This is a genomic window from Paenibacillus sp. GYB006, assembly GCF_036577645.1.
Classification (GTDB): Bacteria; Bacillota; Bacilli; order Paenibacillales; family Paenibacillaceae; genus Paenibacillus.
The window spans coordinates 59,969-85,898 of record NZ_JARBDA010000009.1; the positions used below are offsets into that span (position 1 = coordinate 59,969).

The following is a 25,930-nucleotide window of genomic DNA, read 5'->3' on the forward strand; positions in this document are numbered from 1 at the left end:
TTACATCCACATTTCTCCCTGTAAGGTAACAAGCCCTTTCAGTTCATCGTCAGACATTTCCGTAAGCCAGTTCTCACCGGAACCTACAACCTGCTCTGACAGCTGTTTCTTACTCTCAATCAATTCATCAATTCGCTCTTCCAGCGTACCTTGGCAGATCAGTTTATGAACCTGAACGTTTCTCTTCTGTCCAATCCGGAATACACGGTCTGTTGCCTGATTCTCTACGGCTGGATTCCACCAACGATCATAGTGAATGACATGACTCGCATGGGTAAGGTTAAGACCGACACCGCCCGCACGTAAGGAAAGGACAAAGATAGACGGGCCTTCGCCTTTTTGGAAACTGTCCACCATCGCATCACGGTCTGCTTTGGAGATTCCTCCATGAAGGAAGAAAGGTTTCTCGTTGTAGCGCTGAGTCAATTGATTCACCAGAATATCTCCCATGGAGACATACTGCGTAAAGATAAGTGCCGATTCTCCATTATCTCGAATCGCATCGGTAAGCTCCATCAAACGTTCCAGCTTGCCTGACAGTTCCACCCGCCCGCTCTGTTCTTTACGATTTGGCTCCAGCAGTACAGGATGATCACAGATCTGCTTAAGCTTAGTTAGAGAGGACAGAACCACACCTTTTCGCGTAAAACCGGTTTGACCTTCAATCCCTGTAAGCAATTGATCAACTACCCCTTTGTAAAGGGCCGTCTGCTCCACAGTTAAAGAGCAATAAGATTTCAGTTCCAGCTTCTCCGGAAGATCCTTACGGATATCTGGATCGCTCTTGAGCCTTCTAAGCATAAACGGAGACACGAGCTTATGCAGTTCACGAAGGGACTGTGCCCCTTCCTCGCTGCCAGCTACATAACGCTGCCGGAATGAAGCTGCCGTACCGAGATATCCCGGATTAAGAAACTGAAAAATAGACCACAGCTCACTAAGCCGATTCTCCACCGGTGTTCCCGTCATCGCAATGCGGTGCGGAGCAGACAGTTTCATTACGCTTTGCGCCTGTTTCGTACGATAGTTTTTAATATACTGCGCTTCATCAAGCACTACAGAAGACCAGTGGATTGAAGCAAGATCTGCCCCATCCCTGCCAGCCAGATGATACGTTGTCAGGACAATATCATGTTCTTCTGCCTGTTCACGGAAGCGGTCGCCATGCAAACGCTGGGTACCGTGATGGATATATAATTTGAAGTCCGGAGCAAATCGTGCGAGTTCCCGCTGCCAGTTGCCCAGCAGTGAAGTAGGACACACGATGAGTGCAGGACCTTCTGTATCAAATTCATCTTCTGCCATTCCTTCAAGCTTACGCTCTGCTTCTCTAATCTCCTTCGCTGCGAGCTTGGAGTCAAGCAGGCAGGTAATAACCTGAATCGTTTTTCCAAGTCCCATATCATCGGCAAGACACACCCCAAAACCAAGATCCCGCATAGCAGACAGCCACTGGAAACCCCGCTCTTGATAAGGTCTTAGATTACCATGCAGAGATGGAGGTACTGATTTAGGCTCTATTCCTTTTAATACTTGCCCTTCAAGCAAGAAGGACAACATCCCGTAGGACTCTGCACCAAAGATAGAAAGGCCTTTCCAGTTCGCATCTTCCTCATCTTCTGCGACTAGATGCATCCATTCCGATAATGCCATCGTACCTTCTTCATTCTTCTTCATGAAGCGAAGGACCTGACGGATTTCTTTAGGATCAATCTCAATCCACTCTCCGCGGAATTCCACTAAAGGAAACGTAGAGGCCGCAAGTCTAGCAAGTTCTTCTTGTGAGACCGGAATCCCATCCAGCATGGCCTCTGCTTCAAAAGCAACCAGCTGCTCCATCCCAAGTGTCGAGGTTCGTTTTACTGATCCGACGCGGCCTGGGTGTGGGAGCATCTTTAATTTAAGACCTGTTTTTCGTTTCCCTTCCTTACTCCATCTAGAAGGCATCATTACCGTCACGCCGCTCTTCTGCAGTTTAGGAACAGCATGCGCCATAAAATCATAGAACACTTCTGTGTTCATTTTGACAGATGTGGGAGATCCGCTCCATCCTGATCTTAGCGCAGGAGCCAGTTCACATGCTTTGCCAAACGCCATTAACATCTGTTCCTGTATGGATTCATACACGGTTGTACCGCGGTCTACCTCCTGAGAAGGGTGAGACCATATCGCTTCAATCGGAACCCGAAAATCGGACTCGGTTTCACTTTCAGCCCAAAAACTAACGTTCCATTCGGAACCCGCCTCTGAGGGTTCTAACCGAAGCCCTAGTCGCAGTTTCCCGGCAGCAGGTCCCGAAGATTCACTCTCTATAGGCGGAGGAGAACTTTCTCCTGCCTCACTAACCGCATCTGACAACTCTTCAATTTCTTGAATTGTTCCTTGTACGCTTAGTTCTCGCGAACCGGTAAGGAGACTATTCCACCATAGTTCTGATAATGGAGAATATCCTCTGCGATAATTCACGCGATATTTAGACAAGCTGCTTTCCACAGCTGCAATTTCGGAAGAAACTGCTGCATGAATCATTTGACTAAGGAAAGAGTAAAGCACCGCACCGCCAGCTTCCTTAACAGACCCCGCCTCTGTATCCGCATAAACAATAGTAGCTGTCAGTGCAATCGGAGGGATGGATTCCGCAAGGATCGCAAAGCGTTCTATGTCTTCTTTCTCTCTAAGTCTCGGGTGCCAAGCACCCTTTACGGCAGATTGATTCCCTCGTCTTCTTCCGCCTGTTGCTGTCACCGGAGCGACCCCCGGAGCAATCTGACCTCGGAGCAGTAATTCCAAAGCAAATAAAGCTGCTTTAGACCAATATTCCATTTCTTCTCCGGCTTCAAACCCTGCTCCGGCTGCCTCTTCTTTGTTCCAGTGTATTAATAATTCGAATGCGTCTTTCGGGCTGAGCGCAAGTCCCTCGAGCGTCCGTCCCATTCCCATTCGTTTTTTCTTGTTTGTATCTGCACTTGAGGTCTGTACCTTGCTCGTCTGCCATCTTAGTTCTGCAAGACGCAAGGCTGCATGTTGAAACGGACGGTAAGTACCGCCTTTTAATTTCAATTTACGTATTCCATGGCTCCAGGCATCGACCCTGGGTTCCGACGTTTCTCCAGAAAAACAAAAAAATACGTCTCCGAGCCAAATTCCATATAGTGGTTGATTCATCGCAAGTCACCCGTTAGCCCTTTTAGATTGTTACTCTTCATCATATACGAAAATCGTTCAATTTAAAAATCAAAACCTTACTTTTTTTCTATAGGAGACAAAAAAAGAATCGGTTATAGCCTGTAAGCTTGAACCGATTTTTATGTGATATCTATGAGTTACATTGAAATGCTGTAAATTTACATTATAAACCTAATATCTCTTGAAAGGAAACTAGGTCTACGATATCGTATCCATTTCCTATCCTCCTGCTTTAGTACAAAATGGATAAGCTTAGTATGTTCAAGGAGGAGAAATAAAAACGCTATAAAGGAAAATGATCCCGAATGAACGAGATCATCTTCTTTCGCTTTATTTTTTCAGGCTGTCCCAACTCTTCTGCAGATCTTCAAGTAATTTTACAGGATCCGGCTTCGCAACATAGGCCTGCATCACGGCACCAAACTCTTGTGGCACTCCTTCTGGAAAGCGATTGAAGTTCCAACTAAGCACTTTATCATCTTCACTATATTGAATGAGGTCAGCAGCAAGATCGCCCAGCGCTTCGGAATCTGCTGTAATACTCTTAAAGGCAGGAATGAATTTAAACTCTTCCGTCATGTATCTCTTTCCTGTCTCGGAAGTCACAAGCCATTCAAGAAAAGCTTTTGCTTCGTCTTTCACATTAGACTCTTTGTTCACCACATAGAAGTTAGGTACACCAACAAAAAGTTTATCGGATGCCTCAGCATCATCTCCAATCGGCATCGGCAGTATACCTAAGTTCAGATCAGGATTAATTCCATCGATCTGCACCTGTGTCCAGTTGCCCTGCTGCATCATCGCTGCTTCTCCTGTAGCAAAGGTCGTAACTTGGGTATTATAGTCTGTGGTCAGCGGATTCTTATTGCTGTACTGCAGTGTCAAATCCAGCAGCTTAATCCAATCCTCGAACACGGGATTCCCTGGAATTTTCTCCATTCCTTCATTCAATCCCTGGATAAAAGTTACAGGATCGGCTTGATTCGCAAACGGTACATTTACATTATGATTGCCAAGTACCCACCATTCCTGATATCCGTTCGAAAAAGGAATAATTCCTGCATCCTGAAGTTTCTGGGCTGCTGCCTGCAGCTCACTGAGCGTCTTCGGTAATTCCGTAATCCCGGCTTGCTTAAATAAATCTTTATTATATATAAATCCATATCCTTCAAGTCCCAAAGGTTGACCATACAGCTTTCCGTCTTTTGTCATGGGTTCTTTGGCCACATCAAGCACATCGCTTACCCAAGGTTCTCCGGAGAGATCTTCCAAACTATCGATCCAGGTATCCAGTTCACGGTAACCGCCCACATTAAAAATATCCGGATGTTCGGAACCGGCAAATTTTGTTTTTAGCGCAGCCCCATAATCACTGCCCCCGCCCACCGTTTCAATCTCAATGTTGATATCTGGATGCTCCGTCTCATACTCCGTAATCAATCGGTCAAAGGCTTCTGCAATCTCTACCTTATATTGAAAGATTTTAATTGTTTTCTTTCCATCTGCAGACTCGCCGTCTTTACCTCCACCGCAACCCGCAACAACCAGCGAACACAGTAATAATGAAGTGAGTGCAAACATCCCTTTTTTTCTCAATATAAACCCCTCCTGTATATTATAAAATGAGCTGTCATCCCTTTACTGAACCTGCGGTGATTCCTTGAATAATGTACTTTTGCATCAGAAGGAAGAAAATAATGACTGGTGTAATCCCAAGCACTAGCGCAGGCAGAGCTAAATCCCACTGCTTTGTGTATTGTCCAAAGAAAGCATACGTGGCAATTGGAATGGTATGAAGTGAACTATTCTGCAGAAGGATGGACGGCAGCAGATAGTCATTCCAGATCCAAAGCGTGTTCAGTATAATGATCGTCACATACATCGGTCGCATAAGCGGATATACAATTCGGAAAAATACCCCATACGCATTACTTCCATCCACTCTTGCTGCTTCCTCAATCTCAATGGGAACGGACTTCACAAAACCATGGAATAGAAATACGGATATCGGTATGCCAAACCCGAGATAACAAATAATAAGCCCATAGTGACTGTTCATCAGCCCAACGGTACTTGTCACCTTAACGAGCGGGATCATGATGGACTGAAAAGGAATGACCATGGCAGCAACAAACAGCGTAAAGAGGACGCGGTTAAACCTGCTGTTGTGCCTTACCATCCGGTAGGCCGTCATGGAACTAAACAAAACAAGTAATAAATTGCTGACAATCGTTACAAACAGAGAGTTGAATAATACTTTTGGAAATTTGGTAATCTCCCACGCTCGCTGATAATTGCCCCATTCAAAAACTTTCGGCCATGCTGCCGCATTCGTCAGCAGGTCACCAAAACTTTTAACAGAGTTCACAAAAAGGAAATAGAACGGAACGAGAAACAATAAAGCGATCAAGATCATAATGATTTCGGTGAGGAGTGTAGTAAAACGGTAATTTTTACTCGTTTCCATTAGGCTTCCACCTCCCGGCTCTTCGTCAGACGAACCTGGATGCTGGTAATAATCGCAACCACGATGAAGAAAATGAGTGCCTTCGCTGTACCAAGTCCGTATCTTCCGTTCACGAATGCTTCATTATAAATGTTCAGCGCAAGAGACTCCGTGGAGCGGAATGGTCCTCCTTTTGTCAGCGAAAGGTTTAGATCAAACATCTTGAACGACCAAGAGATGGCAAGAAACAGACAGACCGTTACTCCCGGCATAATGAGCGGAACGATAATACTTCTTAAGATCTGTCCACGGGTGGCTCCATCAATCTGAGCAGCCTCGAGCACGTCTGTCGGCACATTGTTTAAAGAAGATATGTAAATTACCATTAAATACCCTGCGGTCTGCCATACGAATACGATGACGATGGCCCAGAAAGCGGTCGTTTCATCCCCTAGCCAAGGCAGATTAAAAAAAGCAAGCCCCGTCACTTCGCCCACAGATGCAAAACCACGGACAAATATAAATTGCCAGATAAATCCGAGCAAGAGCCCGCCGATGACATTCGGCATAAAAAACACGGTCCGCAGCAGATTTTTAGTCTTCAGCGGCTTCGTTAAAAAGTAAGCAAGAAAAAATCCGATAAGATTGGTGAGCAGAACCCCTGCCACTGTAAACAAAGCTGTAAATGTAAACGATTTCAAAAATGCAGGATCATCTTTAAATATTTTGGTGAAGTTAGCAAACCCCACCCAAACGGGATCTTTTGAGGCACCACTCCATTCCGTGAAGGAGTAATACATCCCCAGCAGAAACGGTGCTGCAATGATGAGCATAAAGAAAAATAGAGCAGGACCAACGAAAATAAATTGCTGCATCATCTGTGAAGATTTTCGGTTCATGGATGAACTCCCCTTTCTTTAACCATTTTATTGTATATATAACCCACTTAAAGGAAATTGAATGATATTTCAGGGATATAATTACATAATATAGAAAATAGAGGACGTTCATGCCTGTTTCTGAAGTGATTTGCCGCCTTATTCTTCATCGGGGCACCTCCAGGGAAAGCATATTCTTTTGATTGAAAAATTTAAGAGATGGGTAAGTATTCCATGACTCGTTGGTCAGTACATATTCACCCTCTTCAAAATTAATTACAGGAGGTTATCGTATGCAAGTTAACAGCAAACACAACTCTTACAAATGGTTAAATGTAGTAGGCTTGATTCTTGTTATTGTAGTCAACGCACTCGCGAATATATTACCGATCGGAGGAAGAACAACACAGGAAGTATCTGAACTTTATCCGGTATTAATTACTCCGGCTGGATACGCATTTATCATCTGGTCTGTCATTTATATCCTCCTTGCCTGCTTTGTTATTTTTCAGTTTTTGCCTTCTCAAAAAAATCGTAATACAACAGCACGTGTCGGAATCTGGTTCTTCATTAGCTGTTTAGCAAACGCGGGCTGGATCATTCTATGGCAGAATCTCCAGATTGGCTGGTCCGTACTTGTCATATTCATTTTATTGTTCTCCCTTATTCAAATGTATTTACGTACACGAGATATCCCTTCCCCTACGCTCGGAGAAACTTGGTTTGTTAAACTTCCATTTAGCATCTATATAGGGTGGGTTAGTGTAGCGACGCTGATTAACGTGACCGTATGGCTGAGTAAACTCGGCTGGAGCGGGTTCAACCTTGGAGATCAGACATGGGCCATCATTCTTCTGCTGCTCGGCAGCATCGTTGCCTTTGCAGTTAGCTATCGATATAACGACTTCATTCTGCCGCTTGTGTTCGTATGGGCCTATATTGCTATCGGAGTAAAACAATCGGATATCCTTGCTGTTTCTTATACAGCGATTGGACTCGCCGTTGTCATTTTCTTATTTGCAGTATGGATTTTCTTACGGAGAAAAAAATAAAATAAGAACACAAAAAGAGACCATCGCCAAAGCGATGGTCTCTCAGCATTTATTTTAGTAATAAACATCATTTGTATAAGATCTTACCCTTTTACTACAATCGTCTCGATCTCAACGAGCGCATCTTTTGGTAAACGTGCTACTTCTACTGCACTACGCGCTGGGTATGGCTGTTCGAAAAATGAACTGTACACTTCATTCACACGTACAAAATCATTCATATCTTTTAAGAAGACCGTTGTTTTCACGACTTGGTTTAGTCCTGCCCCAGCCGCTTCAAGAATCGCTTTTACATTCTCCAGAGACAAACGGGTCTGCTCTTCTACAGTCGCTCCAAACTCTCCCGTCGCCGGATCAATACCAAGCTGCCCTGATGTGAAAATAAATCCGCCTGCTTCTACAGCCTGGCTGTAAGGCCCAATGGCACCCGGTGCTTTTTCAGTTGTGATCGTGTTTTTGCTCATACGGATGAACCTCCTTTAATATTTCCATACTTTTCTATACGTTATTGTAGTCAAATGTGCGAGGCTTGTCTATTTCTGAGACAGTGGCATCGCCTCTGCGATCTCCCTGATCTTTTGATTAGAATAGATATGTATCCCCTTCTGTTCCTGTAAGGCAATACGAATCATGGCAGTAGCTACAAGTGATCCTGGTATCGCACGATAATTCTGCCCTTTTCCAAGCTTTAATAATGGATCTAAGAGCCCAAGGAGAATTTCACCCATCTTCTCCCCTGTTCTATGTTCTTTACGATCTCCGAGAAGCAGTGAAGGACGTACGAAATGTACAGAAGGGATTCCGGTCTTCTTTACCTCTTCTTCAAACTGGCCTTTTGTACGGGAATAGAAAACACGCGATTTTGCATCGGCACCCATTGAAGAAATCCCAATAAATTGTTTTATTCCATGGCGCTCCGCTATCTTCGCGGCAGTAACGGGATATTCGAGATCTACTTTGCGAAAAGCCGCCTGTGATCCTGCCTTCTTAATCGTTGTACCTAAACAACAGAATAAATCATCTGCTTGATAAAAGGCGGATTCATATTTCTCAAGCTCATCCCAGTTTACGATCACTTGTTTCAGTTTTGGATGAGTAAGCTTCAGTGATTCCCTCACTAAAATAACGACTTCTGTGTAGGGATGCTGTTCAAGCAGCCCAGTAACCAGTTGCTGACCAACCATCCCGGTTGCTCCAATAACGATCGCTTTACGAGTCTGTTCCAGCAAATTCATCGGTCCCTTCTTTATCAGCATTTAATCTGTCTGATCTGTTAAAGAAATCATACCATGTAGAGATTTAATTCTACATAAACAAAGAAGAGGACCGATTCCGCAGAATCAATCCTCTTCTTTATTGTAAGTAAGCTACGTTATTAGCGTACGTTCGTGTTGCTCCAGTTGTTGTACTCAGTCTCCGCCTGTTCACGCGTGTGACCATATTTTTCTTGGAGTTTACCAATCAATTTGTCTTTCTCACCATTGATTACATCCAGATCATCATCTGTCAGTTTACCCCATTGTTTTTTAGCTTCACCCTTCATTTGTGTCCATTTCCCTTTAAATACGTTGTTATCCATGATCGTTCATCTCCTCGTCATATATAGTAATGTTTCTGTCGTTTTTCACTGTTGTAATCCATTACCCTGAGCTCTAGGGATGTTGTTACTTGCTTGTTGTATTATTAACCAATAGAGATTTCCATGAATCCGAAAATATATCATCTCGGTGTATCACATAGTATATATTTGTGTTATAGCTTGTACTATGATATAATGAAAAGTAATGTAGTATTTAACCCCATTCATATTCCTCAAAGTAGAATAATTCCTTCATTTAACCTCATGAAGTAAGAATCGCGTTATAACCCAAACAAAGATTTTAGATTTTATTTTCATTCAAACTGGCGCGGTCTTCGGAGCCGCAAGGACAAAAGAGAGGTAGGGCTTTTGTTGTTTGAAAGTCAGTTATTCTCGGCAAGTGTGAACGACATCGTTCACCAGAGGAATCGTTAGCTATTTGTAGCTACTGCATTTAGCAACCACAGGTTAAATCAATTAAATAATCGCAAGCTGTTCGCGATCGACACGACGCGGGCGACCTTGCACATAGCAGCCCCCGGACCCTAGGTACGGGGGCTATCCAATTTTAGCGCCTCTTAAAGAAAGATCTTGCAGATTATAACAAGTAAGACGAATAATACGAGCAGAATTCCTGCTAAATCGTCAGGATACTCATGAACAGCTGAAGAACTACTGTGCGGCATAGCATAGGATTTCACAGGTTCTTCCCAGTTACCTCCGTAAGTTTGATACATCCGTTCATAACCGGATACAGGGTAACCTGATATATAATTGGAATTCATCTGATAACTATATTGTTCATTCATTAGATATTCCTCCCTTATATCGCCTATTAGGCTTCTCCCTATACATATGTAAAAAGAATTACCGGCGTCCGGGCTCCTGCCTTGAACTTGAATATTTTGTTTGGGACCGTATACAATACGCAAATAAAGAAGCTGCCCTGATATCAGGGCAGCTTCTTTTTACTGAAAACAAGAGAATATTAGTAACAAGTAAATGCTTTAGAGATGATAACCAAGAGAATGAAGAGTACAAGAATTGCTCCTATCGATGTCCAGCCTCCGTTGCCGTATCCGCCAACATTTCCACAACCATTGTTGCCTCCACAGTATTCGTATCCACTCATTTTAACTCCTCCTTTCCGCTTCCTACACCATAACTTATGTCATTTAAGCGAGTTTGGACCGGGCACTTATCCAACTTTCTTTTATTTGGGCTCGCTGCCTATAGTTCAGTCCCTGTCCTCCACAATTCACAATCTGACTACAAATAAGTACACACTCTTTTTGTTTTAAGGCTTAGGGTATTACCCTTTTTACGAACTCATGCCATTTCATAACATAAGATATAGAAGAAAGAATACCAGGGATGCGGGAAGGTGAACGAAGTGAAGGCCACTGTCAAAAACAAAAACAAAAATGCCAGCAGAAAAAATAACAACAATGTGGATTCCAACCTTGTTACCTTGGACCAGCTTACCCTCATTGCCGCAATTCTTGGGCTTATTGTCTCTGGAATAGGTTTATACGTAGCCTGGAAACAGTTTAATAATAACGATCCCAATTATAATGAGAGCGAAGATATCAATCTGCTAAGGTAAGAACGTTTTATCATTATTTAAATTTTTCATTTACTTCACAAAAATAAAGATGTTACATTATATATTGTAAATATTATCCACTGGCTGATTTATGTTCCATTATTATCATATACGACCAGATGGTTAAGATATATTGCAGTCTGTATCTTTGAGATGGAGGGATCACATGCTGTTACACTCGTTGCGATACGCTGAGGAGAAAGGCTATACGGTGTGTCTCGTACTGCAGAACGGGAACACCTATGTAGGCGAGATAGATATCAACAATGATACTAAGAATCTTGTGATTACATGCGATCAGGGGAAAATTCCCGTGCCGCTTGATCATATTAAACACGCTTCTACCATTGTATCGGCACACTTCTAACTTAGAAGAAAACTAACAAAGCAGTATAAAGAAAATTATATAGATGACATGATTCTCTTTATTGCCAGAATCAGCTACTCATTGTGAATAGCTTAATTCTGGCAATATTTTTTATTAACAAACGAATTAGGGCAATTATTATTTACGAAACAAACTTTAGACCAACCGCAGACACTAATACCATTGCAATAAACAAGATACGTTTAGCATCCCTTGCCTCCCCATAGAATATCATTCCAAGAAGTGCTCCGCCTGAAGCACCAATTCCAGTCCATACCGCATAGGCTGTGCCCATAGGTAGCGTCTTCATCGCGAGAGCAAGGAAGATAAAGCTTAACGCAAAACTTCCAACCAGCAGCGATATTACACGAGCATTGCGCTTTTGGTTCATCTGATTAATCATACCGACACCCACCATCTCAAACAGTCCGGCCAGGATTAGATATACCCAGTCCATATTAAGATACCTCCTCTTTTGCAGGGTCTTTAGTGACAAGCTTTAAGCCAGCAACACCTGTAAGCAGTGTGATCACGAATAGAATTTTCCCGGCATTCAGATTCACACCGAACATCAAGACGTCAACGAGCATGGTCCCTACCGTACCTAGCCCAACAAAAATCGCATAAGCTGTCCCCACAGGCAGAGCTTTGGTTGCAGAGATAAGTAAATAGAAACTTAGAAAGATAGCTATTCCTGTGGCACCCCACTCCCACCAGATCTCTGCATGTTTAAGCCCTGCAGCCCATCCAATTTCAAAGATTACAGCGGTTAGCACCTTTAGCCAGTTTGAGTTCATTTTTTTCATCCTTTCTGTTGATGGGTTATTCCTAACAAAAAAAATATCCGGAGGATTCATACAAATATGGAAACAAAAAAGCCCGGGAGACTCGTCATAATGACAAGATCTCCCGGGCTTTTGTCCCTCCGTGATAACACGAATCCAGTAGATTCGTGCGTTTTCCCTCGGACCAGACCAGATCATCTTACCTCATCTGCGGAACCCTAGAAAACGTTTCTCTTATTGAATTGCTTATAATCTAGCACAGAAGTACATCTGAATCAAGGCTGTCTATATTGGAAAATCCTTTATTTGGCGTAAAAAAACCCATTTTTGCTAATTAGCAAAAACGGGCTCCGGGAAAACTTAATCAAATATTAGTAAGAAAGAAACGCTTTAGAAATGATTACCAAAAGGATGAACAATACGAGGATCCCAGCTGTGGATGTAAAACCTCCACCATATCCACCGCAACTTCCACCGCCATAGTTTCCGCCGCCGTAATTGCCACCACCGTAGTTACCACCGCTATAGTTTCCTCCACCATAACTTCCGTATCCAACTTCACTCATTTGTAATTCCTCCTTTTTCTTTGGTACAGTGTATCTTATGCGGTTTTCGTTAAGATGACTGGGTTCAAAGGAGAATGAGTAAGAATTGGGCTCATGAAGCTACGTTTAGATCGTGGACTTATAAGGAACTACGGTTCTCCTTTATTGGAGCTTCTCTCTGACCGACTGCAGTTTTTGCTTGCTGGATGAGGCCCGGTCTCTTCGGTCGTCAATTTTGACAGAGGTGGAGACACGCTGAGCTCCACTTGCAAAAGGAGTCTCATGCAGCACTGCAATCGCAGCGAGTACATCTGAAATATCTCCTTCTATAATCGTGCTCATTGACGTTAGTTCGTACGTAATGCCAGGCTGCTCAGCAAGCACTCGTTGCAGTTCAGCTACATAACTGCTAAGACTGGTACTTCCCGTTCCGATCGGAATAATAGTAACTTCTGCTATTGCCATATGACAAACCTCCTTTTAGATTATCCCCTTATAAACGATAAGCATATTGTATCATGGCGAAACCACGTATAAAAAATTTTTTTAGAGTTTGGACACAAATCCTCCATCCCTTTTCCTTTGCGGTATCTCGGCTTTTTTGCTATAATCGCAATTGCATTTCAAAGTTACTAGACTGTTTACAAACACAATATATTGGGGTACTGTTAATATACATATCCAAATGTAGTGTGACAGCTAAATTCGGCGAAAAGAACACTATTATTTTTGTCAAGTTATTTTTGATAGAAAAATCCCCGCTCTATTACAAACTATTGGAAATGCCCAAAAAGAAAAATGTGATTGACAAATTTTATTTTTATTGTTTTTCTTACACAACATCAGTGCTCCTCTTTACCGATTCATCGTGAGATGATTGGTGGATAGCGGCGGGGAAATAAAGGTTTATTGGCATTTGTCTGACCTTGGGGTTGGGAAATGCTTTTTGTTTGATTTAAAAAAATAGGCCAATATGTTGCCTAGTTTTTTTAAATCTTGGTAAAAAAGCAAGGCTAATAGGTATTGCCTGGTTTTTAACTCCTGTAAAAAGCAAGGCTCTAAAAACTTGCTTTTTTAATCTTGCGAAAAAGGTTAACAGCATGTAAAGTCCACCCGCAAATGTAATGGGACTTAACACTTTTATATCTGAATCCATATTGATTCATCTATTATTTTGAAGAAGAAAGCGAGGGCTCTCCATGCCACAAGTGGTTACCAAACCAAACAACCGTCAGCTCGAATTTGACGAGAATCGTATTTCTATTTACGCAGATCGTATCCTGGCAGATCTTCCTATGCTCGACAAAGAAAAACTCGTACGCGGTGTAAACGCAAAACTCCGCCGTGAGGAAGTTTCCGGTGAAGAAATTAGCAGTGCTTTCTCCATGTCTGCCCTTGAACTTGTAACCAAAGAAGAACCTAACTGGAAGTTCGCTGCAGCCCGTTCGCTGCTCACTTCTTTATATAAAAAAGCGGCAAATAATCGCAGATACAAAGCTTACACAGACAAGCCTTATGGTGCTTTCCAACCCCTGATCACCAGTATGGTCAAAAAAGGCATCTACCGCGAAGAACTGCTCGAATGCTATACCAAAGAACAAATTGAAGATCTTGGACGTACGATTGAACCGAGAAATGACCTGTTGTTTGATTACATCGGACTGCTTACGCTGACAGAGCGTTACCTCGCACATGATTTTGATGGAAAAGTGATGGAACTTCCGCAAGAGCGTTATATGGTTATCGCCATGTATCTGATGCACAAAGAACCGGAAGAAAGACGAGTTGAGCTTGTTAAAGAAGCTTACTGGGCAATGAGTAACCTGTACATGACAGCAGCAACACCAACCTTGTCTAATGCAGGTAAAAAAGTCGCAGGACAGCTCTCCAGCTGCTTCATCGACACCGTTGACGACTCACTCGAAGGGATCTTCGACTCCAATACAGACGTAGCACGCCTAAGTAAAATGGGCGGAGGTATCGGTGTATACCTAGGTAAAGTTCGCTCTAGAGGTTCTGATATCCGCGGACACAAAAATACGAGTTCAGGTGTCATTCCTTGGATTCGCCAGCTGAACAATACAGCCGTAAGCGTTGACCAGCTAGGTACACGTAAAGGGGCTATTGCTGTCTATCTTGATGTATTCCATAAAGATATTTTAGCGTTCCTTGATCTGAAACTGAATAACGGGGACGAGCGGATGCGTGCACATGATATTTTCCACGGCATCACAATTCCCGACTTATTCATGGAACGTGTGGAACAGCGCGGAGAATGGAACTTGTTCGACCCTCATGAAGTGAAAAAAGTAATGGGCTGGAAAGATGAGAATGGCCGTGCTCTTGGACTCGAAGACTTCTATGATGAAGAATTCGGCAAAGGTTCGTTCCGTGATAAATATGAAGAAGCATCGAATCACCCAGAACTGTCCCGGATTACGCTTCCTGCGATCGATATTATGAAACGCGTGATGAAGTCTCAGCTTGAGACAGGTACACCGTACATGTTCTATCGCGATACCGTAAACCGTGCTAACCCGAACCGTCACAAAGGGATGATCTACTCTTCTAACCTGTGTACAGAAATTATGCAGAACCAATCAGCAACAGTGATTGAACAAGAAGAACTGGTAACTAAAGACGGCGAAACACGTATTGTTATCACCAAAAAACCAGGCGACTTCGTTGTATGTAATCTGAACTCCATTCATCTTGCTCGCGCTGTACCTAATAATGTGCTGGATCGTTTGATCCCAATCCAAATGCGTATGCTCGATAATGTAATTGACATCAATAACATTGAAGTGCTGCAAGCACAATATACAAACAGTCAGTATCGTGCGATTGGTCTTGGTACATTTGGACTTCATCATCTGCTTGCTCTTGAAGGCATTCGCTGGGAATCGGAAGAAGCAGTCACATACAATGATAATCTATACGAAAAAATTAGCTATCTTGCTATCAAATCCAGTATGGAAATTGCCAAAGAAAAAGGGAAATATCCGAAATTCGAAGGCTCTGATTGGGAAAATGGCAACTACTTCACACAACGCAGCTATACGGACGGATCTCGTGAAGGTAAATTTGTAACGACAGCACAGTGGAATGAGCTTGCTGCTGAAGTTAAAGAACATGGTGTGCGGAATGCCTGGATGATGGCGATTGCTCCAAATGCATCGACTTCCATCATTGCTGGTTCTACCGCTAGTATCGATCCACTGTACGAACTTCTCTCTTATGAAGAGAAAACAACATACAAAATTGCAAACCCAGCACCAGATCTTTCCGAAAAAACAATCTGGTATTACAAAACGGCATTTAATTTGGATCAACATGCTTCCATTAATATGGCTTCTGCACGTCAGCGCCACATTGACCAAGCACAAAGCTTTAACCTATACGTTCGCCCTGATATCCGGGCAAAAGAATTCCTGGAACTTCACCTTCATGCATGGAAAGCGGGTATTAAATCCACTTACTACGTACGAAGCCGTGCACTCACCATTGAGAACGAATGTGAATCTTGCGAATCTTAAGGAGGAAGTATCATGACCATGAAAGTCCAAAATATTTTTAATACAGAAGCACCAAATAAATCAACACGTATCATTAACGGGGAAAGTTCCGGGATCCTGAACTGGAATGACATTCGGATGCCGCATATGTATAAATTGTACAAAGTACTCTTATTGAACTACTGGATCGCAGATGAGATCCCTATGTCCAAAGATGCGCAGCAATTTCCACAGCTTGACCCAGAAGAACAGCGTACGTTCAAAATCAACATCGGCCTGCTCGCTGTACTCGATTCCATGCAAACGATGTTTGTGGGTGACGTAAGAGAATATTTGACGGATTCCTCTCTTGAGGCGATCTCTGCGATTATTGCTCAGCAAGAAGTCGTTCACAATCAGTCCTATTCATATGTTCTTTCTTCCCTGGTTTCTTGGGATGAACAGAAAGAGATTTTTGAATACTGGAAAAATGACCCTGTGCTCTTAGAGCGTAACCGATTTATCTCAGATATCTATCAGAACTTCCGTGATGAACCAACGCCTCAATCGTTCTACGAAGCGCTTGTAGCGGATCTGATTCTAGAAGGAATCTTCTTCTACAGTACGTTTGCCTTCTTCTACAATCTCGCAAGAGATCAGAAGATGATGGGTACTTGTCAGATGATCTCTTATATTCAGCGGGATGAGAACCAGCATTGCTACTTCTTCGCCGAAGTGTTCAAACAGCTGCTTGCTGATTACCCTGAACTGGATACCAAAGAAAATCGCGACTACCTCTATCGCACGATCAATCGTGCAGTTGAACTAGAAACGAACTGGGCACACTATACACTCAGCAAAGTTCGCGGTATCGACCTGAAAGAACTGGAAGATTACATTAAATACACAGCAAACAAACGTCTGCGTCTCATGGGACTTGAGAAATTATATGATGGCGTAGATGTAAACAGTATGCCTTGGATCAAGCCGTTCTCTGATGAAGCACTAAATGCAACAAAAACAGACTTCTTTGAAGCGAAATCCCGTAACTACGGTAAAGTCGGAGACGACAACGGATTTGACGATCTATAAGATAGCTGCTTCCTGAAGTGAAAAAAGAACCCTATATGGACACTAAGTATAGTGCCTTTATAGGGTTCTTTTCGTTTCATTTACTTCTATAAAAAGCAGCCGTTCTTAGCGGTGAAACGTCATATATTTTTTATCTTCTTTATAATAATTCAAGCGATCTTGCAGCGTACCTGTATGAAATTCAAACATATGTCCATCTGGATCTAGAAAATAAATGGACTCTTTATCCTTGGCATCCCGTTCACGGCCCGGCAAGATTTTAGCATTCGCTTCGCTAAGCTTCTGACGCAGTGGCAGCAGGTCTTCTTCTTCGACCGTAAATGCAATATGTGTGTACGTCGGGGCAGTAAAGTTACGAGGGACGTCTTCCTGATTCAATGCGATCCATATACCATGTAGATCAAAGTAGGCCAATCTTCGGCCTTCAAGTACAATCTCAGCATCAAAAACGTGTTTGTAAAATGCAATTGATTTGGCAAGATCGGATACAGAAAAACAGAAATGGTTAATTCCTTGAATACTCAATCGTCATTTCTCCCTCCATCACAAATTACAAGCCTATTATACCATATATAACCAGACCTTTATGTAGTGTAATGGCTGCAAATTCTTATTATAAAAAAGAGCCTTACCGCTGATCCGGCTAGCTCTTTTCTATAATTTCTATTAATCTTTTACACTTTTTTGAGTTTCACGAAGCTGAATCTCTTCCTTAAATTCTTGAATTCCCGATTGGAGCCTTGCTAACAGTTCAGGGGCAATATCGAGACCGCCCTGATCATTACGAGCGACCTGAGCATCCACCGTATAAATTCCAGCAAGAATATGCCGTGCGCCAAGTACAGATAGAACAGGTTTCAAAGCATAATCGATGGTCAGCAAGTGGGCCAGGCTTCCGCCGATGAACAGCGGAAGAATGGTTTTTCCGGCAAGACCACGTTCAGGCACAAGATCAAGAAAGGTTTTAAGGACACCGGTGTAAGATGCCTTGTACACCGGACTTGCTACGATCACCGCATCCGCTTCAGCAACGATCCCATTGGCTTTTACAATATGTTCGCTCTCAAACTTAGTTAGAATCAGATCTTCCGCAGGAAGCTCTGCCACGTTGATACGATCTACTTCAAAGCCAGCTTCTCTAAGTTCGCGCTCTGCATATTCAATGACCGCATTCAATCTTGAAGTCAGGGAAGGACTCCCATTAATCACTGCAATTTTAGCCATGCTTCATTCACCTCAAGGTTATCTATTTTTATTGTTACTGTGCTGTATCCTGATAAATCCTACTATTTACGTTGGTATTAGAAAATAATACCAATGAAATCCCCATACTGTCAACCTAAGAACTAGAATGGGTTCCCTGAGGAGTCACTTCTCTTTCGTTCTTACTTACAAATATTCGGTCAGGTCCCCCGCCATCACTCCTGCTGGATGAGAACGCATCATTGCAGCGGTCTCTCCAGCTTTGCCATGCAGGTATACCCCAAATGCAGCTGCTTGTTCAGCGCTGTAACCTTGAGCAAGCAGGCCGGCAATGATCCCCGTCAGCGCATCTCCTGTACCGCCTGTTCCCATTCAGGCATGACCGGTCATGTTAATATACGCATTCCCTTCGGGCGTAGCAATCACAGTCCGGGAACCTTTTAGAACAAGCGTCACTCCCGTATTCGCTGAATAGGACAAAGCATGATCTATTCGGTTCTGCTGAATTTCTTTGGTAGACACACCGGCAAGACGCGCCATTTCTCCTGGATGCGGGGTTAAGATAACGGGTGCTTCTCTTGATGCTATATGTTTAAAAAAGTCCGAACCTGCCTCTGCCAACATATTCAGCCCATCTGCATCAATAACCATAGGTAGGTCTGCCTCTTTATATATTTGACTCAGCCATGCCGTATCCTCTTCAAAACGTCCCAGTCCAGGGCCAATTGCGATGACATCCCTACTCTCTGCGAGCTTGATGATATTCTGCGCCGATGCCCTATTCCATGTTCCATGCAGACCGTCTGCGGCTGCGGCAAGCATGAGCTCAGGCACCGCGCCAATGACATGCGGGAGCAGCTCGGAAGGCAGCGCCCATGTAGCAAGCCCAGAGCCGGATCGCAGTGCCGCCCGGCAACTGAGCAGTCCCGCCCCGCTCATCGCTAGCGTGCCTGCCACAAGCAGTACATGACCATATGTTCCTTTATGACCATCTTCTGCTCGTCTTTGCGTAAGATCCACTTTCAGCTTCTCTGACAATACATCTTCTGTAAGTAAATAGACGGTTTCACGATATCGTCCTTCTGCAAGCTGAGGAGGGATACCAACGGAACGAACTTTAATCCGCCCAGCGGCTTCTGCACCTGGAAACTGCGTAAGTTCCCGCTTTAGTAGTGCGAAGCATACCGTCAATTCTGCCCGGATATGCGGCTCATAGAGAGCCCCTGTATCCGCATTGAGTCCACTTGGAATATCTGCCGAAATAATGGGCAGCCCACTGTCATTTGCTGCCTGTATTAATGAAGCATAAGCATTTCGCGGAGCCCCTTTACTTCCTGTACCGAGCAAAGCATCAATAATCCCTGTTCCTCCAGTGAATGTCAGATTTCCCTGTTCTGTAAATAGGATAGATGGAATCCCCATCGCTTCAGCTGTGTGATACTCAAGCAGAGCCTCTTCGCTTAGTCCCTTCGTACACTCGGCAAATACAAGGCTAATTCCCATCCCAGCTTCCCATAGGTGGCGAGCAGCTACGAGCCCATCCCCGCCGTTATTTCCTTTTCCAATTAGGATATACCAGTGTTCTGTGCACGCTTTCTCCCCTCGAATGGAAGCATCGTTACTGATCTGTCCACGTGTTCCCTTCCATCGATCAAAAGCTGCTCTTGCCTCATTAGATATAAGTGGGTTCCCATTAGCTACCTGCTCTTTTGACTGCCGGTTCTGACAGAAATGGAGCACTTCTTCTGCAAGTGCCTTACCTGCGTTCTCCATCAGACAAACAGAGGGAACACCCCAAGATCCTATAACATGCTCGTCTAGTTCTCTCATTTGATCTGCTGTAACTACATACACACTGCTTCTCCTCCTGTCAAAATGGTATGAAAAAAAGCGAAGCACTTGTCTTCGCTTTTTTTTCTGTCTTTCATCTACTAGAGACCATTAATAAGCAACCGTAAATCTTGAACCGCTGAAATAAGGGTCGTCTACTTCATCAAGAAGGGCTACCGCATAATCTTCTACCGAGATCCGGCTTTGCCCGTCTTCATCCACTACTAATCGGTCCGTACCAATTCGGAAGTTACCTGTACGGATCCCAGGCTCAATCGTAGAAGCAGGACTCAGGTAAGTCCAGTCAAGGTCCGATTCTTGATAGATTTGATAGGCATCTTGATGCGCCATCGCAAGAGGCTTCACTTCTTCCGGGAATCCCGCTGTTTCCATAAGTGGAATTCCTTCATCCGTCATCAAGCTTCCTGCTCCGCCAACCACGATCAGTCGCTCTACTCCGCCCTTGCGTAATCCTTCTACAAGGGCACGAGCCACTTCCACCAGTTCCTCTTCTGCTCCAAACTTAGGGCCATAAGCGCTGATCACCACTTCGTGACCTTTTACCAATTCAGCAATGGAATCAGGTTTGAGCAAGTCACCTTCTACAATCGTAAGCAGATCATGTTTTTCATTAAGTTTAAATCGATTGCGAACAACCGCCGTAACCTCATGCTTTCGTCTCAGAGCTTCTTGCATGATCGCTTGTCCAATGGTGCCTGATGCACCAAATATAATTAACTTCATTATTCATTCCTCATTTCTTAGTAAGTTCCCTGTACAGATCTTTCTCACTATGTATTAATCCATTTATCCAATAGTTAAAACGGTATGTCTCATTATAAAGAAGATTCATCAAAAATCAAAAGTTCACTACTTTCTCATTAAAAAAGAACCATCTTTATTCTTTATAAGAATAGAAAGATAGTTCCTCACCTAATCTATGGTTTCTATTATCCTTTGATAATAGATGGAGCCTGCTCCTTAAAAGCATAGGATGTCAAGGCCTCCTCTGGATTAAGCAGCATGTCTTCGTTACTTGATATTCTTGGGTACTTCAGTCCTGATCCGGTATTCAGCACCACCACTTTTTCTTCCTCTTCAATCCAGCCATTGGACCGAAGAACTCGTGCAGCAGCAAATGCGGCAGCTCCTTCAGGGCATAAAAAGCTTCCTTCCATTCTAGTAACCTGATCCTGCTCTGCTGATATCTCCTCATCCGTTACTGAGATGGCAGCCCCGCCTGTTTGATAGATCGCATCCAGCACAAGGAAGTCTCCTATTGTCTTAGGAACATGAATGCCACGAGCCTCCGTACTAGACTGCTCCCAAAACATAGATTCGGTCTGCTGATTTTCCCACGCTTTCACAATGGGTGCGCAACCTTCTGACTGAACAGCTACGAGCCTTGGAAGCGGACCTGATATCCAGCCAATCTCTTGTAGTTCTTGCAGTGCTTTATGAATACCAATGAGTCCTGCCCCAGTACCCGTAGGATAAAGGATTACATCTGGGACCTCGAAATTCATTTGTTCAATAATTTCAAAACCCATCGTCTTTTTACCTTCAATCCGATAAGGTTCCTTTAGTGCTGAAGTATCATATATTCCCTCACGCTTCACTTTCTCTGCTACAATTCGTCCTGCATCACTTATGAGACCCTTTACCAGCAGAAGTTCGGCTCCCGCTGCAATACACTCATCCCGAGTAATAGGCGGTGCGTGAACCGGCATTACTACGGAAGAGCTCAACCCTCCGCGGGCAGCATATAATGACCAAGCTGCTCCTGCATTTCCGTTAGAAGGCATTACAAACCGCTCTATGCCCAGTTCCTTTGCCTTCGAGATACCAACAGCGGCTCCTCTAGCCTTATAAGACCCGCTTGGCATAAGACTTTCATCCTTCATATAAAGTTTTGGAATCGACATATCCATACCGAGACTCGGCATACGCAGCAGTGGTGTCATACCTTCACCAAGACAAACAACATGCTGCGGCTGCTGTACGGGCAGCAGTTCGTGATATCTCCATAGATTCTTTTCTCTGTCTTTTAACGAGGCAGGATCCCAATCCTTACTCAGATTTTCTAAATCATAGCGGGCTAATAGCGGAGAACCGCAGGAACATAGCTGCTGTACCTCAGTTGAATGGTAGATACGTTCGCATTTCGGACATTCCAGATGACTTAAATAACTGTAATTATCCCTTACCATGAACATAGCCTCCTCACATTTTCCGACCAAAATATGCTGGCAACATCCCCTTTTTAATAATGAAAAAGCCCTCCTTGCTGTTTCTGAACATCTCCGTCAGAATTCAAAGGGGCCCTTTTTTCTCTTTATGTTGATATCTCTGTATAATCATCAAATAGCTTATGTTTATTTCAATGATCCGCTTTTTGATCGGACTTGTTACCTCTTCATCTTTTCACAGTTATGTAACTTTGTCAATTATCGCCTTATTTATGTACACGAAGAATCTTACTCCTGCTTCTGTTTGAACCACATTCCGAGTGAGTCTGGGGCAGCATGTAGAAAACCATACTGTTCATATAATCGATCTGCCGGCCTATCCGCTATAAGAGACACAATGCCCTCAGCAGGAACCTGTTCATCTATGTAGTGCTTAATTTCTTTCATTATGATCTTCCCGTATCCTTTGCCCTGTTCATCAGGATGAACAGCAATATCGCATACTAAAAACTGTAATCCGCCATCCCCGACGACTCTGCCCATCCCTATTAATCTTTCGCCTTCCATTAAACTGACGGCAAATAAAGTAGAAGGCAGCCCTTTTTCAGCACCTTCCCTACTCATTTTACTTAGCCCAGCAGCACGGCGTAGATTCAGATAGGACTCTATCGAAGGAATTTCATGGGTTATCAACATTCGTGTCCACCTCTTTTCTGAGAGTTTGGTTTAATACTTACATTCGTTTCTATTAAATAGAAAGAATAAGATACAATCATTCCTGATATTGTAATTGATTTTTGGGTTAAATGAAAACGTGCGTTCCTTTTCGGGCGATGGAAAACAATGCTTATCCAGATCTATGGGATATGACTTGAAAACCTAGTTTTCATATGCAATAGTGAAAGAAGTAAAGAATGTACGGAAGGAGGAAGAAGCCTGAACATGCTAGCAGGTATCAATACAGTTCCGTTATCAGTACCTACAATTGCCCTCATTGCCTTTTTTATTGTTCTGTTGTTGTGGCTATACATATATCATGCTTCAACGCTGAAACAGAACAAATATAGGCGAGCGGATGAGCTGCAAGACACACTCTATGCCTATTCTCGTTTGGCCGGCCAAATCACACTTGGCTTACAGCGCGAAGGCCTGCCGGGGGAACCTTTTCATGGCGCCCTTATCCTTGCTCTTCAGGAAAGTAAATCAGCGCCTTGTTTAAACCCTCATGTGCAAGAACAGATTCAAGCTTGCCTTAATGAAAGAGATGAATCCAGACTGGAACTGCTGCAGCGTGGACTTGACCGTGAAATGGCTAAGCTTGCCGCAGAACGAAATCAGCTTTTGTCTATACTGCATTCGCCTAGCTGGGGACAAGCCCTGTGGCAGATTGTACAACCTTTATTCGCCCCTCTTGCGGCAGCAGGAATCGCATTTCTAGTCTATCAATTTATTGTAGAAATCGATTCGGCTATCACACCATCGGTATATGATTGGATTATCGTCTCAGCTAGATTCGTTTCCGGGCTCATCACTACAGCGTATATCTACATTCTCGCCTTGTCCAAACCTCGAACAGATGCAGGTTTTACGAATATTATGTTATCGATTCTTATCATTCTCGCCGCATTGTTCCACTTGATCGGACTTTCTGCAGCTCCCTATGTGCTTGGGGTTCAGCTTCTTTTATTCCTGCTCGGATTTAGACTCAGTAAGCCCCCTTCACGTAAGGAACGGCCCTATGTAGGTCATCCCGATTTGATGACGAATCGCCCCGTGATCCATCATGCAGAGGTCCTAGCAATAGAAGAAACAAAAGAGAATCAAGATTTCGATAAAGATGAAGATAATAAATAATATTTTTGAGTACAATGCCGGTAGATAAAGAAGACGTAAAAAGCAATCCTTCCCTGTACAAAGGGAAGGATTGCTTTTTTATATTACATAGAAAATACATAACTTTATTTATATATTAGATCTCGTAAGAATCTGTTCCTGACTATAGGATGATATACAAATCATGTGAAGAAACGAAATATGATCCTGCCTATTTTAACGAAATGGGAAAGGATCTTTTTTAGTGAACTTTTTAAAAGGTTCAAGTGTTATATAGGTAGCTTAAGAAAGGAGCTGACTATCCACCTTGGATCCACATCTCTATTTATTTTTTCATATTTTATCCCACGCCCTTCTAGGGGCTGCAATTTCCTACTATTTGCTTCCTGAAGGTACATGGATACAGCGTATAGCCTCCCTATTCATAGGTGGACTGAGTGGTTTAGCCCCCGACTTGCTTGGTGGACGTGATTCACAACCTTGGACACATTCGTTGTTATTTTCTCCACTCGTTGTGTTATGGATCGCACTTATCGCTAAACTTCTACTCAGGAAAGTTTCTTTTTGGCGTTTGTGGGGAGCTTCTACAGCATCGGCTATTGGAGGGCATTTATTTCTAGATTATATGGGCCACGATATCCCGTTACTTTATCCTTTTAGTGACAAGCTCTTTATCATGGAGGCCCTGACGTTAGGCGATCCGTGGGTATGGTTTCCGTTAGCAGTTGGGCTGCTTCTCGCCATTTTCCTAAAGCGCAAAACCAAATTGATCGTTATTTTGGCTGTGATCTTTGTCCTTCTTTATTGCACCTATAAAATTATTGTAAAAAGCATTATTTATCAAGAGGTAGAAGCACGATACCCCGTAGGAGAAAAATCCTATATTACCGTAACACCCAATACATATTTTGAGTTCCCTATCGATCCAAGAACCTGGCTGAAGTTTAGATTCAGTACTTTTAGTTCTCATCACGAGCAAGGTGGAATTGCGGGATATTGGGGAGAGGAGCTAGGCAGTTCAGATGTACATTTCTTCTATCCAGAGAAGCGGGATGTCATATTATATCGAGGTGAATACACAGTAAAACCCGACAATAGCAAAGAGGATTTTCTTATTGTTGTATCCGAAGAGTGGATAAAAGACGGATATCGTTATATAGAGGGGGCTTTCGAAAACAAAACTTACCTGTATAAAGAGATAACCCCTGGTAAATGGGATGAGGTGGAGCAAGACTAAAAAAGATATACTTCTTTGCTGCGATAATAAAGACAAAAAACTCCCCCAGTCACGAGAAAGCTTTTGTTAAAATTTAGTACCGATTATACAATGATAAAATTCTCAGATTAAGAAAAGGAAGTCACCCTTATTTTAGGTCCATTCATTTTCCGAGTGGTGACTGCACAGCAAGCAATACTTCCAATGGACGCGATGATGAGACTCGAACTAATCAGTTTGATACCATAATAAACTCCCGTACCGAGTAAAAAATCGATAAGTACCATCTTTTTTACCGTTTTCCCTCGAATCACATAGAAAAAAACGTGGTTATGTCTTAGTAATCTCATATCCCCTCACCCTATACAAAAATATGATGAATATAAGTTGTCTCATTCATCTGCTCTTTAAAAGTGGGGAGGAAGCTTTATCTTTTTTCACCCTACAACGTAACTCCAGGGAATAAGATCATTCCGAGATCATAGCGACTTTTGGCTTTGGCTGGACCATTTACTTCCTCGAGTCTACTTACGTCCAGCCAAAACAAGTGGAGCATGGGCACGGAAGATCGTTTCCCGCTACTATACATATACTGTTTCCTGCCACTCTACACTACGGATGAGCGCCGT

Annotated in this window: 26 protein-coding genes, 2 pseudogenes and 1 riboswitch; of the genes and pseudogenes, 7 read left to right on the forward strand and 21 right to left on the reverse strand. The window is 43.2% G+C overall.

From position 1 onward, the window contains the following. The 4 genes from PV403_RS18140 to PV403_RS18155 form a co-directional block, all read right to left on the reverse strand. The gene (locus PV403_RS18140) at positions 1-3,165 is read right to left on the reverse strand and encodes a DEAD/DEAH box helicase (RefSeq protein ID WP_332085522.1); all 3,165 of its coding nucleotides are present in this window, start codon (positions 3,163-3,165) and stop codon (positions 1-3) included. A gap of 351 nt (positions 3,166-3,516) precedes the next feature. Beyond that, positions 3,517-4,782 (reverse strand): ABC transporter substrate-binding protein, encoded by a 1,266-nt coding sequence (locus PV403_RS18145; protein ID WP_442951773.1) that lies wholly within the window; start codon positions 4,780-4,782, stop codon positions 3,517-3,519. Positions 4,783-4,816: 34 nt separating this feature from the next. Further along, positions 4,817-5,653, reverse strand: a complete 837-nt coding sequence (locus tag PV403_RS18150) for a carbohydrate ABC transporter permease (RefSeq protein ID WP_191800101.1) — start codon at positions 5,651-5,653, stop codon at positions 4,817-4,819. Next, positions 5,653-6,531, reverse strand: a complete 879-nt coding sequence (locus PV403_RS18155; RefSeq protein WP_332085523.1) for a carbohydrate ABC transporter permease — start codon at positions 6,529-6,531, stop codon at positions 5,653-5,655. Before PV403_RS18155 ends, PV403_RS18150 begins: the two co-directional genes overlap by 1 nt. Before the next feature lie 272 nt (positions 6,532-6,803). On the opposite strand from PV403_RS18155, the gene PV403_RS18160 reads away from it, so the two are divergent. Further along, a complete protein-coding gene (locus PV403_RS18160; RefSeq protein ID WP_332085524.1) occupies positions 6,804-7,562 on the forward strand; it encodes a TspO/MBR family protein in 759 nt (252 codons plus the stop codon). Between the two features lie 83 nt (positions 7,563-7,645). Here the strand turns inward: PV403_RS18160 and PV403_RS18165 are convergent, their stop codons facing one another. The 5 genes from PV403_RS18165 to PV403_RS18185 all read right to left on the reverse strand — a co-directional run bounded on the left by PV403_RS18165 (position 7,646) and on the right by PV403_RS18185 (position 10,273). Continuing rightward, positions 7,646-8,026 carry a RidA family protein gene (locus tag PV403_RS18165; protein ID WP_213532969.1) on the reverse strand — a complete coding sequence of 127 codons (381 nt, stop codon included), beginning with the start codon at positions 8,024-8,026 and terminating at the stop codon, positions 7,646-7,648. 69 nt (positions 8,027-8,095) lie between these two features. Beyond that, positions 8,096-8,797, reverse strand: coding sequence for an NAD(P)H-binding protein (locus PV403_RS18170; protein ID WP_332085525.1), 702 nt, complete (start codon positions 8,795-8,797; stop codon positions 8,096-8,098). Positions 8,798-8,937: 140 nt separating this feature from the next. Then, entirely contained in the window at positions 8,938-9,141 is a 204-nt protein-coding gene (locus PV403_RS18175; RefSeq protein WP_191800091.1) for a CsbD family protein, read from the reverse strand. Positions 9,142-9,719: 578 nt separating this feature from the next. Further along, a complete protein-coding gene (locus tag PV403_RS18180; protein ID WP_332085526.1) occupies positions 9,720-9,950 on the reverse strand; it encodes a hypothetical protein in 231 nt (76 codons plus the stop codon). 179 nt (positions 9,951-10,129) lie between these two features. Next, positions 10,130-10,273, reverse strand: a complete 144-nt coding sequence (locus tag PV403_RS18185; RefSeq protein ID WP_332085527.1) for a YjcZ family sporulation protein — start codon at positions 10,271-10,273, stop codon at positions 10,130-10,132. A 252-nt stretch (positions 10,274-10,525) separates the two neighbouring features. On the opposite strand from PV403_RS18185, the gene PV403_RS18190 reads away from it, so the two are divergent. Together PV403_RS18190 and PV403_RS18195 are read left to right on the forward strand one after the other, a co-directional pair. Next, positions 10,526-10,747 carry a hypothetical protein gene (locus PV403_RS18190; protein ID WP_332085528.1) on the forward strand — a complete coding sequence of 74 codons (222 nt, stop codon included), beginning with the start codon at positions 10,526-10,528 and terminating at the stop codon, positions 10,745-10,747. 166 nt (positions 10,748-10,913) lie between these two features. Further along, positions 10,914-11,114, forward strand: coding sequence for a hypothetical protein (locus PV403_RS18195; RefSeq protein WP_160035092.1), 201 nt, complete (start codon positions 10,914-10,916; stop codon positions 11,112-11,114). A gap of 142 nt (positions 11,115-11,256) precedes the next feature. On the opposite strand, the gene PV403_RS18200 is transcribed toward PV403_RS18195, so the two are convergent. From PV403_RS18200 to PV403_RS18215, 4 genes and pseudogenes are all read right to left on the reverse strand, one after another. Beyond that, positions 11,257-11,571, reverse strand: a complete 315-nt coding sequence (locus tag PV403_RS18200) for a DMT family transporter (protein ID WP_332085530.1) — start codon at positions 11,569-11,571, stop codon at positions 11,257-11,259. Between the two features lies 1 nt (position 11,572). Then, positions 11,573-11,911, reverse strand: coding sequence for a DMT family transporter (locus PV403_RS18205; protein WP_332085531.1), 339 nt, complete (start codon positions 11,909-11,911; stop codon positions 11,573-11,575). A 107-nt stretch (positions 11,912-12,018) separates the two neighbouring features. Next, positions 12,019-12,132: riboswitch (guanidine-I (ykkC/yxkD leader) on the reverse strand. Between the two features lie 138 nt (positions 12,133-12,270). Then, positions 12,271-12,378 (reverse strand): annotated as a pseudogene (locus PV403_RS18210) (YjcZ family sporulation protein); the annotation flags it as partial. A 228-nt stretch (positions 12,379-12,606) separates the two neighbouring features. After that, the gene (locus PV403_RS18215; protein ID WP_213532977.1) at positions 12,607-12,909 is read right to left on the reverse strand and encodes an MTH1187 family thiamine-binding protein; all 303 of its coding nucleotides are present in this window, start codon (positions 12,907-12,909) and stop codon (positions 12,607-12,609) included. Positions 12,910-13,643: 734 nt separating this feature from the next. Between PV403_RS18215 and PV403_RS18220 the strand changes: the two genes are divergently transcribed. Next, on the forward strand, positions 13,644-15,980 hold the full coding sequence (locus PV403_RS18220; protein WP_332085532.1) for a ribonucleoside-diphosphate reductase subunit alpha: 2,337 nt from the start codon (positions 13,644-13,646) through the stop codon (positions 15,978-15,980). 18 nt (positions 15,981-15,998) lie between these two features. Next, on the forward strand, positions 15,999-17,030 hold the full coding sequence (locus tag PV403_RS18225; protein ID WP_213533207.1) for a ribonucleotide-diphosphate reductase subunit beta: 1,032 nt from the start codon (positions 15,999-16,001) through the stop codon (positions 17,028-17,030). A gap of 105 nt (positions 17,031-17,135) precedes the next feature. Here the strand turns inward: PV403_RS18225 and fosB are convergent, their stop codons facing one another. The 6 genes and pseudogenes from fosB to PV403_RS18255 all read right to left on the reverse strand — a co-directional run bounded on the left by fosB (position 17,136) and on the right by PV403_RS18255 (position 22,948). Then, positions 17,136-17,555, reverse strand: coding sequence for a metallothiol transferase FosB (gene fosB / locus PV403_RS18230; RefSeq protein WP_332085533.1), 420 nt, complete (start codon positions 17,553-17,555; stop codon positions 17,136-17,138). 141 nt (positions 17,556-17,696) lie between these two features. Next, positions 17,697-18,254: an NADPH-dependent FMN reductase gene (gene ssuE, locus PV403_RS18235; RefSeq protein WP_332085534.1), complete on the reverse strand. Its 558-nt coding sequence runs from the start codon at positions 18,252-18,254 to the stop codon at positions 17,697-17,699. A gap of 165 nt (positions 18,255-18,419) precedes the next feature. Further along, a pseudogene (locus PV403_RS18240) lies at positions 18,420-20,087 on the reverse strand (NAD(P)H-hydrate dehydratase). A gap of 87 nt (positions 20,088-20,174) precedes the next feature. After that, complete coding sequence (locus PV403_RS18245) at positions 20,175-20,807, reverse strand: NAD(P)-dependent oxidoreductase (RefSeq protein WP_213532982.1); 633 nt, start codon at positions 20,805-20,807, stop codon at positions 20,175-20,177. 206 nt (positions 20,808-21,013) lie between these two features. Beyond that, a complete protein-coding gene (locus tag PV403_RS18250) occupies positions 21,014-22,273 on the reverse strand; it encodes a threonine synthase (RefSeq protein WP_442951774.1) in 1,260 nt (419 codons plus the stop codon). Between the two features lie 267 nt (positions 22,274-22,540). Further along, the gene (locus PV403_RS18255) at positions 22,541-22,948 is read right to left on the reverse strand and encodes a GNAT family N-acetyltransferase (protein ID WP_332085537.1); all 408 of its coding nucleotides are present in this window, start codon (positions 22,946-22,948) and stop codon (positions 22,541-22,543) included. A gap of 246 nt (positions 22,949-23,194) precedes the next feature. Here PV403_RS18255 and PV403_RS18260 point away from each other — a divergent pair, with 246 nt between their 5' ends. Together PV403_RS18260 and PV403_RS18265 are read left to right on the forward strand one after the other, a co-directional pair. Beyond that, positions 23,195-24,106: a hypothetical protein gene (locus PV403_RS18260; RefSeq protein WP_332085538.1), complete on the forward strand. Its 912-nt coding sequence runs from the start codon at positions 23,195-23,197 to the stop codon at positions 24,104-24,106. Between the two features lie 286 nt (positions 24,107-24,392). Then, the gene (locus PV403_RS18265) at positions 24,393-25,322 is read left to right on the forward strand and encodes a metal-dependent hydrolase (RefSeq protein WP_332085539.1); all 930 of its coding nucleotides are present in this window, start codon (positions 24,393-24,395) and stop codon (positions 25,320-25,322) included. Positions 25,323-25,429: 107 nt separating this feature from the next. On the opposite strand, the gene PV403_RS18270 is transcribed toward PV403_RS18265, so the two are convergent. After that, positions 25,430-25,651, reverse strand: coding sequence for a hypothetical protein (locus PV403_RS18270; protein WP_332085540.1), 222 nt, complete (start codon positions 25,649-25,651; stop codon positions 25,430-25,432). Positions 25,652-25,743: 92 nt separating this feature from the next. Then, entirely contained in the window at positions 25,744-25,890 is a 147-nt protein-coding gene (locus PV403_RS18275; protein ID WP_332085541.1) for a hypothetical protein, read from the reverse strand. Positions 25,891-25,930: the final 40 nt, after the last annotated feature.

Coding starts and splice junctions, on each gene's coding strand:
- PV403_RS18140 (WP_332085522.1), bottom strand. CDS start 3,165: ATGAATCAACCACTATATGGAATTTGGCTCGGAGACGTATTTTTTTGT.
- PV403_RS18150 (WP_191800101.1), bottom strand. CDS start 5,653: ATGGAAACGAGTAAAAATTACCGTTTTACTACACTCCTCACCGAAATC.
- PV403_RS18155 (WP_332085523.1), bottom strand. CDS start 6,531: ATGAACCGAAAATCTTCACAGATGATGCAGCAATTTATTTTCGTTGGT.
- PV403_RS18160 (WP_332085524.1), top strand. CDS start 6,804: ATGCAAGTTAACAGCAAACACAACTCTTACAAATGGTTAAATGTAGTA.
- PV403_RS18165 (WP_213532969.1), bottom strand. CDS start 8,026: ATGAGCAAAAACACGATCACAACTGAAAAAGCACCGGGTGCCATTGGG.
- PV403_RS18170 (WP_332085525.1), bottom strand. CDS start 8,797: ATGAATTTGCTGGAACAGACTCGTAAAGCGATCGTTATTGGAGCAACC.
- PV403_RS18175 (WP_191800091.1), bottom strand. CDS start 9,141: ATGGATAACAACGTATTTAAAGGGAAATGGACACAAATGAAGGGTGAA.
- PV403_RS18180 (WP_332085526.1), bottom strand. CDS start 9,950: ATGAATGAACAATATAGTTATCAGATGAATTCCAATTATATATCAGGT.
- PV403_RS18185 (WP_332085527.1), bottom strand. CDS start 10,273: ATGAGTGGATACGAATACTGTGGAGGCAACAATGGTTGTGGAAATGTT.
- PV403_RS18195 (WP_160035092.1), top strand. CDS start 10,914: ATGCTGTTACACTCGTTGCGATACGCTGAGGAGAAAGGCTATACGGTG.
- PV403_RS18200 (WP_332085530.1), bottom strand. CDS start 11,571: ATGGACTGGGTATATCTAATCCTGGCCGGACTGTTTGAGATGGTGGGT.
- PV403_RS18205 (WP_332085531.1), bottom strand. CDS start 11,911: ATGAACTCAAACTGGCTAAAGGTGCTAACCGCTGTAATCTTTGAAATT.
- PV403_RS18215 (WP_213532977.1), bottom strand. CDS start 12,909: ATGGCAATAGCAGAAGTTACTATTATTCCGATCGGAACGGGAAGTACC.
- PV403_RS18220 (WP_332085532.1), top strand. CDS start 13,644: ATGCCACAAGTGGTTACCAAACCAAACAACCGTCAGCTCGAATTTGAC.
- PV403_RS18225 (WP_213533207.1), top strand. CDS start 15,999: ATGAAAGTCCAAAATATTTTTAATACAGAAGCACCAAATAAATCAACA.
- ssuE (WP_332085534.1), bottom strand. CDS start 18,254: ATGGCTAAAATTGCAGTGATTAATGGGAGTCCTTCCCTGACTTCAAGA.
- PV403_RS18245 (WP_213532982.1), bottom strand. CDS start 20,807: ATGAAGTTAATTATATTTGGTGCATCAGGCACCATTGGACAAGCGATC.
- PV403_RS18250 (WP_442951774.1), bottom strand. CDS start 22,273: ATGGTAAGGGATAATTACAGTTATTTAAGTCATCTGGAATGTCCGAAA.
- PV403_RS18255 (WP_332085537.1), bottom strand. CDS start 22,948: ATGTTGATAACCCATGAAATTCCTTCGATAGAGTCCTATCTGAATCTA.
- PV403_RS18260 (WP_332085538.1), top strand. CDS start 23,195: ATGCTAGCAGGTATCAATACAGTTCCGTTATCAGTACCTACAATTGCC.
- PV403_RS18270 (WP_332085540.1), bottom strand. CDS start 25,651: ATGAGATTACTAAGACATAACCACGTTTTTTTCTATGTGATTCGAGGG.
- PV403_RS18275 (WP_332085541.1), bottom strand. CDS start 25,890: ATGTATAGTAGCGGGAAACGATCTTCCGTGCCCATGCTCCACTTGTTT.